Annotated in this window: 11 protein-coding genes; 7 read left to right on the forward strand and 4 right to left on the reverse strand. The window is 69.5% G+C overall.

Annotation, left to right across the window (positions count from 1 at the left end):
• Positions 1–10: 10 nt before the first annotated feature.
• On the reverse strand, positions 11–1,462 hold the full coding sequence (locus tag VHR41_12225) for a hypothetical protein (protein ID HEX3234959.1): 1,452 nt from the start codon (positions 1,460–1,462) through the stop codon (positions 11–13).
• 78 nt (positions 1,463–1,540) lie between these two features.
• Here VHR41_12225 and VHR41_12230 point away from each other — a divergent pair, with 78 nt between their 5' ends.
• From VHR41_12230 to VHR41_12250, 5 genes are read left to right on the forward strand one after another with little or no spacing between them, the layout of a single operon-like run.
• Positions 1,541–3,052, forward strand: a complete 1,512-nt coding sequence (locus tag VHR41_12230; protein ID HEX3234960.1) for a carboxypeptidase M32 — start codon at positions 1,541–1,543, stop codon at positions 3,050–3,052.
• A gap of 22 nt (positions 3,053–3,074) precedes the next feature.
• On the forward strand, positions 3,075–4,160 hold the full coding sequence (locus VHR41_12235; protein HEX3234961.1) for a glycosyltransferase family 9 protein: 1,086 nt from the start codon (positions 3,075–3,077) through the stop codon (positions 4,158–4,160).
• Between the two features lie 25 nt (positions 4,161–4,185).
• Complete coding sequence (locus tag VHR41_12240; protein ID HEX3234962.1) at positions 4,186–4,365, forward strand: DUF1272 domain-containing protein; 180 nt, start codon at positions 4,186–4,188, stop codon at positions 4,363–4,365.
• Positions 4,366–4,373: 8 nt separating this feature from the next.
• A complete protein-coding gene (locus VHR41_12245) occupies positions 4,374–5,147 on the forward strand; it encodes a N(G),N(G)-dimethylarginine dimethylaminohydrolase (GenBank protein HEX3234963.1) in 774 nt (257 codons plus the stop codon).
• Positions 5,144–6,442 (forward strand): MFS transporter, encoded by a 1,299-nt coding sequence (locus VHR41_12250; protein ID HEX3234964.1) that lies wholly within the window; start codon positions 5,144–5,146, stop codon positions 6,440–6,442. The genes VHR41_12245 and VHR41_12250 overlap by 4 nt, the downstream gene beginning before the upstream one ends.
• Before the next feature lie 4 nt (positions 6,443–6,446).
• Here VHR41_12250 and VHR41_12255 read toward each other — a convergent pair whose 3' ends face one another.
• The 3 genes from VHR41_12255 to VHR41_12265 are packed head-to-tail and all read right to left on the reverse strand — an operon-like array spanning position 6,447 to position 12,213.
• On the reverse strand, positions 6,447–9,578 hold the full coding sequence (locus VHR41_12255; protein ID HEX3234965.1) for an efflux RND transporter permease subunit: 3,132 nt from the start codon (positions 9,576–9,578) through the stop codon (positions 6,447–6,449).
• The gene (locus tag VHR41_12260; GenBank protein ID HEX3234966.1) at positions 9,575–10,696 is read right to left on the reverse strand and encodes an efflux RND transporter periplasmic adaptor subunit; all 1,122 of its coding nucleotides are present in this window, start codon (positions 10,694–10,696) and stop codon (positions 9,575–9,577) included. Before VHR41_12260 ends, VHR41_12255 begins: the two co-directional genes overlap by 4 nt.
• Positions 10,693–12,213 (reverse strand): TolC family protein, encoded by a 1,521-nt coding sequence (locus tag VHR41_12265; protein HEX3234967.1) that lies wholly within the window; start codon positions 12,211–12,213, stop codon positions 10,693–10,695. Before VHR41_12265 ends, VHR41_12260 begins: the two co-directional genes overlap by 4 nt.
• A 140-nt stretch (positions 12,214–12,353) precedes the next feature.
• On the opposite strand from VHR41_12265, the gene VHR41_12270 reads away from it, so the two are divergent.
• Positions 12,354–13,073, forward strand: coding sequence for a DUF1499 domain-containing protein (locus VHR41_12270; protein ID HEX3234968.1), 720 nt, complete (start codon positions 12,354–12,356; stop codon positions 13,071–13,073).
• Positions 13,074–13,117: 44 nt separating this feature from the next.
• A complete protein-coding gene (locus tag VHR41_12275) occupies positions 13,118–13,675 on the forward strand; it encodes a hypothetical protein (GenBank protein ID HEX3234969.1) in 558 nt (185 codons plus the stop codon).
• The last annotated feature ends 38 nt before the right edge of the window (positions 13,676–13,713 follow it).

Raw genomic sequence — 13,713 nt, forward strand, 5'->3', positions numbered from 1 at the left:
GCCCACGCGCTCACGCGCCGATCGCCGGGAGCGAGTGGCTCACCATCACTCCGCAGAGCCCGCCGTGCTGCGCCACGTTCACCACCTGCTTCTGGGACGCCCGGGCCAGGATCGCCACACCCTCCTGGTTCGCCGCGAAGCCCATCACCGTATAGAACGGCTCGGCGTGCACCGTGCCGTCGCCCCCTAGGATGGGGAACTCCCGCACCGGAATGGTCGCGAGCTGCTGGGCCACCCAGCGCTCGTGGGGATCGGCCAGCGCGGCCTCCAGCGCGGCTTCCCATTCGCCGGAGGTAACCGCTGGCCCGATGACGATCCCCTCGCCCCCGTACGACCGGTTGGGCTTGAGGACCAGCTGCTCGTGGCAACTCCTGGTGTACTCCAGCAGATCGCCCACCCGGCCGTCGGGGAGCATCGTCCGGCGGTCGGAGAGCACCCGGGTCCAGAGGATGTGCCGCTGGAACAGTTGCCGCTCGTCGGGGCTGAAGTAGCGCCGGCAGAGATCGGGGTCGGTGAGCACTTCCCAGCAGCTCTTCTGATCGAGGTCGGCCGCGATCGAGGAGATGAGCCGGTTCTCCCGCAGCAGTACGCGCATCGGCTCGACGTCCACGCCCTCCGCCTCGAGCTCCAGCAGATCGGTGACTCCGTAGTCCCGGTAGCCGAGGTCGACGTTGGTCCCCTGGTACGCCACTCGCCCGTGGTACAGCTCCAGCTCCGATGGATCCGCGTGATCCACCGACAGGCCGTGGCGGTCGCGCAGATAGCGCGCGATCTCCTCCTGCTCGTCGGGACCGGTCCCGGAATACTTGGGCTCGATGAAACAGAGATGGGGGCCACAGCCGATGGCGGCCATGTGATCCAAGATCTCCCGGGTGAGCAGCTCCCGCATGTCATGACCCAGCCGGAGGTCGAGCTCTGGATCCCGCTCCCGGAGCGCCGGCACCACGATGTCGGCCAGGAGCCGCTCGGCGGTCGGCACCATGTGGAGGCCGCCGATGCCGCTCAGGTTGGGCTCGACGAACCGGAGCGACTCCTTCCACATCGGACTGGTGAAGTCGATCAGCGCGTCCAGCCGTCCGAAGATCGGATTGTGCAGCTCCTGGCTCGGCCCCCAGCATTCGCGCAGCCAGCGCTCTTCCTCCGCCGGCAGCCGGAGGATTTCCCGCACCGCGGGGTCGCTGAAATAGAGGGGCGCCAGCCGTTTGAGCGCGTTCTGGACGCTGAGAGTGATATGGTGGATGTACGCGAGCTGGTCGGGCACCACGGTGATGGGGCAGGGCAGGATGCGGACGGGGTCGATGGTGCCGTCGTGGAGATAGATGACGTGCCGCTCGATCGCGCCCTGCCGCAGCCGCTCGATCAGCTGCAGCAGCTCGGGCTCGGGAAGGCCGTAGAGCGCGCGCTGCACCCGGCTGCTCAAAGCCAGTCCGCCGAGGCCCAGCTCTTCGGCAGCGGTCAGCATGATCGTCTCGGGGCTGGTGTCGGCTCGGTCGGGGCGTGAACGTGTATGTTACTGCCTGACCCTTGACCACGGGAGATCATGCGCGGGGACAAGGCCTACGACGAGCTGATCCGCCGAGTGCGGGAGGAGGCCCTCCTCACCACCATCGACGCCTTGCTCGAGTGGGACGAGGAGACGTACATGCCGGCCGGGGGGGTGGAGAATCGTAGCGAGCAGATGGCCCTGGTGGCCGGCCTGCTGCACGAGCGCGGCACCGATCCGCGGGTTGGCGAGCTGCTGGCTGAGCTGGAGGGGTCCGACCTGCTGGCCGACCCGGCTTCGCCTCCCGCGGTGAACGTGCGCGCGCTCCGCCGGGAGTACGACCGCTACGTTCGGCTCCCTCGTCGCCTGGTCGAGGACGTCGCCCGCACCACGGCCCTGGCCCAGAAAGCGTGGGCTGGGGCCCGGCAGAATGCGGAGTTCGGCCGCTTCCGCCCGTGGCTCGAGCGCATCGTCTCGCTCAAGCGCGCCGAGGCGGAGTGCGTGGGCTATGAGAGCGAGCCGTATGACGCGCTGATCGAAGACTACGAGCCGGGTCTCAGCAGCGCCGTGGTGGCCCGCCTCTTCGATGCGCTCCGGCGGGACCTCGTCCCCCTGGCGGCCCGGATCGCCGGGGCCACCCGCCAGCCCGACCGCTCCATTCTCCGGCGGCCGTTTCCCCGCGACCGGCAGCGCCGCTTCGGTGAGACCGTCGCCGCGGCGGTGGGCTTCGACTTCAGCCGCGGGCGGATGGACCTGGGGGTGCATCCCTCCTGCACCAGCATCGGCTCGGGTGACTGCCGGATCTCGGTGCGGTACGACGAGCGCGATTTCGCGTCCGGGCTGTTCACCATTCTCCACGAGGTGGGGCACGGACTCTACGAGCAGGGCCTCGATCCGGCCCATTACGCCACCCCGATGGGGGAGGCGGCGTCGGTAGGAATGGACGAGTCGCAGGCCCGGTTCTGGGAGAATCGGGTGGGACGGAGCCGGAGCTTCTGGGAGCACTTCTTCCCCGCCGCTCGCCGGCTCTTTCCCGAGAGCCTGGGCGACGTCGAGCTGGACCAGCTGCACTTCGCGGTGAATGGCGTCTCCCCTTCGCTCATCCGGGTGAACGCCGACGAGGTGACCTACAACCTCCACACGCTGGTGCGCTTCGACCTGGAGCGGGCACTCATTTCCGGCAAGCTCGCCGCCGCCGACGTTCCCGACGCCTGGAGCGACGGCTACCGGCACCACCTCGGCGTCACCCCCGAGAACGACGCGGAAGGCTGCCTCCAGGATGGCCACTGGGCGGACGGCCTGATCGGCTATTTCCCGACCTACACCCTGGGCGATGTGTTCGGGGCCCAGCTCTTTGCCAGGGCGGCGGCGGAGCTGGGTGATCTGGACGAGCAGTTCGCCCGGGGAGAATTCGCCGAGCTGGTGCGCTGGCTCGGCGAACGGGTGTATCGCCAGGGTGGGCGGCATCCGTCGACGCGATTGATCGAGGTGGTGACGGGATCGGCGCCGGACCACCGGCCCCTGGTGGACGCGCTCGCTGCCAAGTACGGCGCACTCTACGATCTCTAGGTTCCGGAGCTTCGGCCCACTGGTGCGCCTCTCCCTCAAGCCGGTCGAGCACTTCGTCCGACGGCGCCTGCTCCGGAGCGGGCGGCGGCAATTCACCGGAGCGATGGCGACCGGGGCGGAAGACCTGCTGCGGCTCCCCGCCGCACCGGCCATTCTGCTGATGCGGCAGGAGCGGATCGGAGACGTGCTGGTGGGAATTCCGGTGCTGCGGGCGCTCCGGCAGCGTTACCCGGCCGGCCGGATCCATCTGCTGGTCAGCCGCAACAACTACGCGGCGCGGGACGCCGTGGCGCCGTTCGTGGATCGGGTCTGGCGCTACGACAAGACGCTCCCGAGCGCCCTGGCCCTCCTGCGCGCGCTGCGTCGGGAGCGGTACGACGTGGTGGTCGATCTGGTCGACAACCCGTCGGCCATCTCCCGGGTGGTGATCGGCTGGTGCGGCGCGCGCCTCGCGGTGGGACTGGCGCACGCCGATGCCGGCTACTATTCCCACGCGGCTCCACTGCTGGACCGGGCGACCGTGCACCCTGTCGAGCGCCTGGCGCAGCTGCTGCTGCCCTTCGGCATCGACCCGGCCACGGTGCCCCTCGACCTGGAGTACCGCCTGAGCGAGGCGGACCAGCGGCGCGCGCGCGAGCTGCTCGGCCCTCGCAGCCGGCCGCTCCGGCTGGGCGTCAACATCTCGGGCCGCGGCCCCGAACGATACTGGGGACGGGACAACTTCGTCGCGCTGATCCGGCATCTGGCCGCCACTGACGAGCGCTTCGAGGTCAGCGTCTGCGGCGCGCCCCGAGACGCCGAGGAGGTCGCGGCGGTCGCGGCGGCCACGGGGCTCGAGCCGGTGCCACCGCTGACATCGCTCCACGAGTTCGCCGCGGTGATCCACGAGTTCGATCTGGTGCTCACGCCCGACACGGCGGTGGTGCATCTGGCCGCGGCGTGGAAGATCCCCACGGTGGGCCTGTACCACGGGCAGCCGGGGATCATGCCGTGGCTGCCGTACCGCTCGCCCCACCGCTCGGTCATCGACGATCGCGGGATCGGGTGGATCCCGCTCGACGAGGTGACCGCCGCACTGGACCAGCTCAAATCGGAGAAGTTCGGCTAGCCTACGCGCCACGACGGGAGACGCCATGCCGCTGGAGATGCGGAGTCAATGCGAGAAGTGCCAGCGATCGTTGGAGCACGAGGACCTGGCCTTCATCTGCAGCTACGAGTGCACCTTCTGCCCCGGGTGCTCGGTGGCCATGGAGCAGCGCTGCCCCAATTGCGGCGGCGAGCTGGTGCGGCGTCCGCGCCGGGTGGCCGGCTGAGCCCGCAGATGCTCGCGTTCACCCGCGAGGTCAGCCCCGCTATCGCCGATTGCGAGCTGACCCATCTGGTCCGCCAGCCGATCGACGTGAAGACGGCCGCGCGGCAGCACGAGAGTTACGAGCGCTGCCTCACCGAGCTGGGCTGCCGGGTGTGCCGGGTGCCCGGCGGCAGGGACAAGGCGGATGGCGTCTTCATCGAAGACACGGCCGTAGTGCTCGACGAGCTGGCGGTGATCACCCGGCCAGGCGCCGAGTCGCGCCGAGCGGAGACGGCGGACGTGGCGGACGCGTTGCGGCTGCACCGGCCGCTGCTCAGCATCGAGCCGCCGGGCACTCTCGACGGGGGAGACGTGCTGCGGGTCGGACGCTCGGTCTATGTGGGCCTCTCCTCCCGCACTAACCTGGACGGGATCCGCCAGCTGGCCCGTCACCTGGCGCCGTTGGGCTATGGGGTGTCTACGGTCGAAGTATCGGGCGCTCTCCATCTCAAGTCGGCCGTCAGCGAGGTCGCCGAGCGGACGCTCCTGATCAACCGGGATTGGGTACGGCCGGAGACCTTTCCGGGGCTGGAGCTCATCCCAGTCGATCCAGCCGAGCCGTTCGGAGGGAATGCGCTCCAGATCGGCGGGACCGTGATCTACCCGTCGGCGTTTCCTCGAACTCGAACCACGCTTGAGTCCCGCGGCATTTCCGTCCGAACGGTGGACGCGTCGGAGCTCGCCAAGGCGGAAGGCGGCGTCACCTGCTGCAGCCTGATCCTTCGGGAAGCAAGCGAGCGATGAGCCCCGGACGCAGTGGCACGCCGCACTACGCCTGGCTCGTCCTCGGCGTCACTTTCGTGGTGCTGCTCGCCGCCGCCGGCGTCCGGGCCACGCCTGCGGTGCTGATCATCCCGCTGGAGCAGGAGTTCGGCTGGTCGCGCTCGACCATCGCGCTCGCCATCTCGGTGAACATCCTGCTGTACGGGCTCATGGGACCGTTCGCCGGCGCGCTCATGCAGCGGCTGGGCATCCGGCGGACGACCCTGGTCGCGCTCGCCCTGCTCGCACTCGGCGTGAGTCTCTCCACCCTGGTGAGCCAGCCGTGGCAGCTGGTGCTGCTGTGGGGCGTGGTAGTGGGCATCGGCAGCGGGATGGCGGCGCTGGTCCTCGGGGCCACCGTGGCGAACCGCTGGTTCCGTGCACGGCGGGGCCTCGCGATGGGACTGCTCACGGCCAGCGCGGCGACGGGACAGCTCGTCTTCCTGCCGCTCCTCGCCTCGATCATCCAGCACTACGGCTGGCGACCAGCGGTGCTCACGGTGGCAGGCGCCGTGGCGCTCGCGGCGCCCCTGGTGGCCCTGTTCCTCCGGGAGCGTCCGCGTGACCTGGGCCTGGCCCCCTACGGCGCCTCGGCGCTGGACCCGCAGCCGGCGTCGAGCGGCAACCCCGCGCGCGCGGCGGTCATGGCCCTGGCCCAAGGCGCCCGTTCCCGGGACTTCTGGCTGCTCTTCGCGACCTTCTTCATCTGCGGGGCCTCGACCAACGGACTCATCGGCACCCACCTGATCCCCGCGGCGCACGACCACGGCATCCCCGAAGTCCGGGCGGCGAGCATGCTGGCGCTGATGGGAATGTTCGACCTGGTAGGAACGACCGGCGCGGGCTGGCTGTCCGACCGCTGGAGCAGCCGGCACCTGCTCGCCTGGTACTACGGGTTGCGCGGGCTGTCGCTCTTCTATTTGCCGTTCGCGCTGGCGGGCCATGACGCGGGGATCTGGGTCTTTGCGGTGTGGTACGGCCTGGACTGGATCGCCACGGTGCCGCCCACGCTCCGGCTCGCAACCGACGCGTTCGGAGCGGAGCGCGCTCCCGTCATGTTCGGCTGGATCGCGGCGGGACATCAGGTCGGAGCCGCCCTCACCGCCTATTCCGCCGCCTGGGTGCGGACCACGGTGGGCGACTATCGTCCGGCGTTCTGGGCATCCGCCGGCCTCTGCCTGGTGGCCGCGGCTCTGGCCCTCCGGGTGGGCACGACGGCGGGCGGCCGCCGTGGGTACCGGGTCGCGCCGGAGCCCGCAGCCGTACCCGAGCTGTGAAACCTCAGCCCGCCAGCGCCGGCATCCGCTCCTCCGGAACTTCCGCCCTGGGCGCCTCATCGCGCCGCTTCCGTCCGCTGGCCCACGACTGGAACGCGTCGAGATAGGTGTACACCACCGGCGTGATGTACAGCGTGATGATCTGCGAAAAGGCGAGTCCGCCCACTACCGCCACGCCAAGGGGCCGCCGCGACTCGGCACCCGCGCCGGCGCCCAGCGCGATGGGCAAGGTGCCCATGAGCGCGGCACAAGTGGTCATCATGATCGGCCGGAATCGCACGCTCGCCGCTTCCAGGATGGCCGCGCGGGCACTCTTGTGCTCCTGGCGCTCCGCCTCGATGGCGAAGTCGATCATCATGATCGCGTTCTTCTTGACCAGCCCGATGAGCATGATGATGCCCACGAACGCGTAGACGCTGAGGTCGAGCTGAAAGATGACCAGCACGAGCAGGGCGCCGAACCCCGCGAAGGGAAGCCCCGAGAGAATCGTGAGCGGGTGGACGAAGCTCTCGTAGAGAATGCCGAGGACGAGGTAGATCACCACGATCGCGAGCACCAGCAGGATCAGCAGCCCCTGCTGGGCCGACTGGAAGGCCTGGGCGGTTCCCGAGAAGCTGGTGCCGATGCTCGCGGGCAGCGACTGGCGGGCCAGCCGATCCACCTGGCTCACCGCCGCGCCCAGCGATGTGCCGGGCGCGAGATTGAACGAGAGCGTCACCGACGGAAGCTGCCCCGAATGGTTTACCGTCAGCGGACCGGTGGAGGGGGTCACCTGCGCCAGGCTCCCCAGCGGCACCGGAACGCCGTTCCGCCCGGTGATGTGCAGCAGGTTGAGGGCCGACAGGTCGCGCTGGTATTGCGGCAGCAGCTCCATCACCACCCAGTACTGGTCGTTGGGGGTGAAGATGGTGCTCACCTGCCGGGCGCCATAGGCGTCGTACAGCGCGCTCTCGATGGTGTTCACGTCGATGCCGAGGGCGGCGGCGCGGTCGCGGGCGATGGTCACCTGCACCTGGGGGTTCTTGACCTGCAGATCGCTGGTGATGTCGGTCAGCCCGTTCACCTCGTGGAGCTTCTGCTCCATGGTGCCGGCCGCCTGGTACAGCGTGCCGATATCCGACCCCTGCAGGGTGAACTGATACTGACTCTTGGAGGAGCGCCCGCCGATATTGATCACCGGCGGATTGGTGAGGTAGACCCGCATCCCCGGCACCGCGGCGAGCTTCTGTGTCAGTGACCGGGCCACCGCGTCCGCGTCCATCGAACGCTGGGCGCGCGGCTTGAGGTGGATCAGCAGGCGGCCCTGGTTGGTGGTGGTGTTTCGCCCGCCACCGCCCACCGCCGACATGAAGCCCTCGACGTTGCGATCCTCCTTCACGATCGCGGCCGCGGCCCGCTGGTGCTGCACCATGTTGTCGAAGCTGGTGCCTTCGGCCGTCTCCGTGGTCCCGAACAGCTGGCCCTGGTCCTCGCTGGGGATGAACCCCTTGGGCACCACGAGCCCCAGGAGCACCGTCCCCACCAGGATGAGCCCGCTGAATGCCATCGCCAGTCCCCGCCGGTCCATCACCCAGGCGAGGCTCCGCTCATACCCGGAGAGCGCCCCCTCCCAGACCCGCTCGCTCATCTGGTAGAGTCGGCCGTGCCGCTCGTTCGCCTCCGCCGGCTTGAGCCAGCGGCTGCAGAGCATCGGGGTGAGGGTGAGCGAGACGAAGCCGGAGACCAGGATGGCCACCGCGATGGTGACCGCGAACTCCTGGAACAGCCGCCCGATCAGCCCGCCGAGAAACAGCACCGGGATGAACACGGCCACCAGCGAGAGGGTCATCGAGATCACGGTGAAGCCGATCTCCCGGCTGCCGGCCAGCGCCGCCTCCATCACGCTCTCCCCCCGCTCGATGTGACGCACGATGTTCTCCAGCACCACGATCGCGTCGTCCACTACGAAGCCCACGGCCAGCGTGAGCGCCATCAGCGAGAGGTTGTCGAGGCTGTAGTCCAGCAGGTACATCACCGCGAAGGTGCCCACCAGCGACATCGGCAGGGCCAGGCTGGGGATGATCGTGGCCCGGAGGTTCCGGAGAAAGAGGAAGATCACCAGCACCACCAGGCAGAGCGCGAGGAAGAGGGTGAACTTGACGTCGCTCACCGACTGCTCGATGGATTGGGACCGGTCGTACAGCGTGGAGACGTCCACCGACGCCGGCAGATCCGGCCGGAGCTTGGCCAGCTCGGCTTTCACCCGCTGCGCCACGGCCACGGTGTTGGTGCCGGGCTGGCGCTGAATGGCGAGCACGATGGCCCGGTCGCCGTTGAACCAGCTTGCCTGCTTGGTATCCTGGACGCTGTCCACCACCCGGCCCAGGTCCCTGAGCCGGACCGGCGCGCCATCGCGATAGGCCACCGCCAGCGCGCCGAAGTCCGCCGCGTTGTTGAGCTGCCCGTTGGACTCGACGGAATAGGCCTTATCCGTACCCCAGAGCGTGCCGGTCGGCAGGTTCACGTTCCCGTTCTGTACCGCCAGGGAGACCTCGTCGATGCCGATGCCACGGGCCGCGAGCGCCTGGGGGTCGAGCTGGATGCGCACTGCGTATTTCTGCGACCCGTAGACCTGCACCTGAGCCACCCCGTCGATGGTGGACAGGCGCTGGGCCAGGGTGTTCTCCGCGTACTCGTCGAGCTGGGAGAGCGAAAGCGTTGTGGTGCGGAGCGCGAAATACAGGATCGGGCTGGCAGAGGGGTCGACCTTCTGGTAGCTCGGCGGCAGCATGTCCTGGGGCAGGGTGCGCTGGGTCTTGGAGATGGCGGATTGAACGTCCTGCGCCGCATCGTCGATATTGCGGCTCAGGGCGAACTGCAGGGTGATCGACGTGCTCCCCTGACTGCTGGTGGAGGTCATCGCGGTGACCCCGGGGATGGTCGAGAACTGTTTCTCCAGCGGCGTGGCCACCGAGGCGGCCATCGTTTCCGGACTCGCCCCCGGCAGGCTGGCGCTCACCGACACCGTGGGGTAGTCCACGGTGGGAAGGTCGCTCACCGGCAGCAGCCGGTACGCGACGATGCCGAAGATCAGGATGCCCGCCATGACCAGCGTGGTCATGACCGGCCGACGAATGAAGAGTCCGGTGAAGTTCATGATGCTCCTGCCCCCGACCGGACGCTGTCGCCCGGACTGTTGATCTGTACCTTCGACCCCACCCGCAGGCGGAGCTGGCCGTCCGTGACCACCTGGTCCCCCGGCTGCACTTCTCCGCTCACCACGCTCACGTCCCCCGCCGAGCGCTCCACCTTCAGCTTCCTGGTGCCGGCGGTCCCGTTCGGCTGGATCACGAACGCATAGGTGCCCTGTTGCCCGGAGACGACCGCGGACGACGGGACCACCAGCGCGTTCTCCTCGGTATAGAGCCTGAGCCGCACGTTGACGAACTCGCCCGGCCAGAGGGCGCCGTCCCCGTTGGCGAACGTCCCCTTGAGCAGGATCGTGCCGGTAGCCGTGTCGACGGCGTTATCGACGAAGGAGAGCCGGCCCTCGCTGCCGGCTTCGCCCCCGGTCGGCTCCGCCCGGATCACCAGGTCTTTCTGCGCCCGCGATTGGATCACGCCGAGATTCGACGCCGGCACGGCGAAGCGCACCAGGATCGGGCGGATCTGGTTGATGGTCACCAGCGGCGCATCGTCGGTGGTCCGCACCAGGTTTCCCTGCCGGACCCTGAGACTGCCGGTCCGCCCGGCGATCGGCGCCCGGATGGTGGCGTACTGCAGGTTGAGCCGGGCCTGCTCGACCGCGGCCTGGCTCCCGGCCAGGGTGGCGCGGGCGGCCGCGTCGGTGGTGCGGGCCTGATCGTACTGCTGCGTCGTCACGTACTCCTTCTCCGAGAGTGAGGCGTAGCGCTTCGCGTCCTGCTCGGCGTTGGTGGCCTGCGCCCGGTCGCGATCCAGGGCCGCCTGGGCCTGGTCCAGGGCGGCCTTGAACGGCCGCGGGTCGATCTGGAAGAGAACCTGCCCTTTTTCGACCTCCTGGCCCTCGGAGAAGGCGATCCGGACCAGCGGACCGCTCACCTGCGGCAGCACGGCCACCGTCTGGAGTGGCTCGACGCTTCCGGTGGCAGCCAGGTCGAAGGGTACCGGCCGCCGCTCGGCTCTGGCGACGGTCACCGGGACGCTCGCGGGCGGCGGGGCCTGTGTCTTCCGGCAGCCTGCCAACGTGACCAGCACGAGCGCGGCATGGAGCCGCATGGAGGGGAAGGTCGTCATCGCGGTTCCCGGCCCGTGGTGTCGGTGGTCAGGCGAAGCGGGTTGCCGCCTCGCGGGTCGAGCACGCCGGAATCGTGCGCCAGCTGGGCGAGTGCCACACTCCAGGCCAGCCGGGCGTCGACATGCTGGGCTCGCGCGCCGGCCAGCGCCGTCTGCGCCTGGAGCAGGTCGAGCACGCTTCCCACGCCTCCCTTGTAGCGCCCCAGTGCGACCTCATTGGACTGCTGCGCGCTGGCCACCAGGTCCTCGGCGGTGCGAACCCGGCGGGTGGCGGTCTGCAGCGCGTAGTAGGAGCTGAAGACCTGATAGACCACCTGCTGGCGAAGCGACTCGGTCTGCGCCGACGCGGCTTCGGCCTGGAACCGGGCGGCACGGACGTCGTATTGCCGGGAGAACCCGTTGAACAGCGGGATGCTGAGCCCCAGGCTCACGTTGTAGCTGTTGGCGCCGTTGGGAATGCTGCCGGCGTAGGTCCGGCCCCCGGTCGCCGACAGGTTGAGTGAAGGGAGCAGGTTGGCCCGGCTTTCCGAGATGCCCGCCCGGGCTGCCTCGGCCTCCGCCCGGGCCGCGGCGAGGTCGGGGCGGCCCTGCAAGGCTGTCGCGATGAGCGCGTTCACGCTGTCGGTCAGCGCTGCCACCGGCACCGCCGCCGCGGTCGAATCGACGTCGTACGGCAGGTTGGCGGGGAGGCCCAGCGAGAGCGCGAGGGCGCCGCGAGCGGTCTGCAGGTCTCCCTCGGTGGTCTGCAGGTTGAGCTGCGCCTGGCTCGCAGCCGTCCGCGCCTGGAGCACGTCCGCGATGGTGGCCACACCCACCCGGCGCCGCTCCTCCGCGGCCGCGAGATTGGCCTGGGCTTCCTCCAGCGAGGTCCGCTGCGCACCCAGCAGGGAGCGGCTGGCCAGATACTGGAAATAGGCGACCTCGATCTGCAGCACCACCGATTGAATGGTCGCGTTGTGGGTGAATCCCGCGGAGTAGAGCCGCTGCCGCGCGCCTTCGATCCGGCCGGTGCGCCCGCCGAAATCGAGCAGCAGGTAGGACAGCGTGAGACTCGGCGTCAGGACCGACTGCTCCACCGAGATCCGGCCCGAGGTGGCGACGGTCTTGATCCGGGAAGCGCTCACGTCCGCATCGAGTGTGGGCAGCCACGCTCCCCGCTCCGAGCCGTAGGTGGCGGCAGCCGTCTGGGCGTTGGCCCAGGCGAGGCGGGTCGCCGCGTTGTTGCTGAGTCCCAGGTCCACGATTTCGGCCAGCGTGAGCCTGGTGATTCGAGCGGCCAGCCCCGCGGGCAGCGCGGCACGGGCAGCGGTGTCCGCCGGGTGGATGGGACGGGTAATCGCGGTGGGCGGAGTCCAGGGCACCTGCGGTGCCGGGGAGGCGGCGGGCACCCCCGCCACGCGCGGGGTGCCCACACAGCTGGACAGCAGCAGGATGGTCGTGCCCGCCAAGCCTCGCGGGAAGCGGCGCGCGAGCGTGCGGCCCATCCGATCGATCCACCGAGCGGTCGGTGCGTCCATGGTTCTCCGTTTCGATTTCCGCCCACGCATTTAGCCCGGGGGCACTGTCTCAATAGTAGTGGGGTGCTCGTCACGGTTGTGTGATGCCCGTGCGATCTCCTATCTTCGATCGACTCTCCACATCTGGGACAGGAGGCGGCATGCGGCTCCGATGGGCGGCCCCGGCGCTGGCGGGCGTGGCCTTGCTCCTGCTGCTGCTCGCCGGGCCGGCCGTGCGCCTCCGGCTCTGGGACTTCGGAACCGGTTTCAGCCTGCTCCGCTGGTCGGCCTACATCGGACTCGCCGCAGTAGCCGCGGCGCTGGTGAGCCTGCTGACCCGGACGGGTCGGCGGTCCGTCCTGCTTCAGGCAGCGGCACTGATCGTCGGTGGCGGCGTGGCTTACGTGCCGTGGCACTGGCTCCAGCAAGCGCGCCGGGTGCCGCCCATCCACGACATCACCACCGACCTGGAGCATCCGCCGGAGTTCGTGGCGGTTCTGCCGCTGCGGGCCGGCGCCCCGAATCCCGCCGCTTACGGCGGTCCCGAGGTCGCGGCGGCTCAGCGCAAAGGGTATCCCGATCTCCATCCCCTGCTGGTACACCTCGCCCCCGGTCCCGCGTTTGTCCGAGCCCTCGCCACCGCACGGGCGATGGGGTGGGAGCTGGTGGCTGCGGACTCGACCGCGCACCGCATCGAGGCTACCGCTACGACCCCCTGGTTCGGCTTCAAGGACGACGTCGTGATTCGGATCGAGCCGGATCCGGCCGGGAGCAGAGTGGACGTGCGGTCGGTCTCGCGGGTTGGAGGAAGCGACGTCGGCACCAATGCCCGGCGGATCCGGGCGTATCTGGCACGGCTCGCCGCCCCTGCCAGCGGGTGAGCCGGAACCATCCCTGACCCACTCTCCCTTTCCGGAGGCGGCCCATGGCATCCCGCAAGCGGTATCAGCTTGACCGAGTGGCGGTGAAGGCGGGTGAGTCGCGCGCCGCGACCTGGACCTTCGCGGGCGAGGCGGTCTCCGGCACCGAGCAGAGCTACGCGGTGACCGACGGCAACTTCGCCAACCGCAACGAGTGGGAATTCGTGGTGCGGGTGCCCAAGGTCAGGGGCCAGCGGCTGGAAGTGCGGCCCCGCACGACCCCCAACCTCAAGGTGTGGGCCGAGCTGACCGATCGCTCCCTCACGTTCGCCCGGGCTACCAAGGGAGAGGCGCGCGGCAGGTGGTACTGCCAGGTGGCTCTGGCCGACCCCAGTGGCGCCCGCACCAAGGACGTGGTGCGGGGTGAGGAGCGGAACGACCTGCCCGCCTGGTTCGACGCGCTGCGTGGCCGGATGCGTCTCAAGCAGAACGTGCGTCCGACCAAGGGCACCGATGGCCAGGCGCTGGTCGTGCTGGTGACCGCCGCCGACTACCGGTCAATGATCCGTCTGTTCTTCGCGACCAAGGTCTGGGTCCTCAAGGAGGGGATCTCGCTGGCCTGAGTCGCCCGTGGAGATCAAGCGATGCGTTGCGCGGGCTC

Source organism: Gemmatimonadales bacterium (assembly GCA_036265815.1).
Classification (GTDB): domain Bacteria; phylum Gemmatimonadota; class Gemmatimonadetes; order Gemmatimonadales; family GWC2-71-9; genus CAVVWJ01.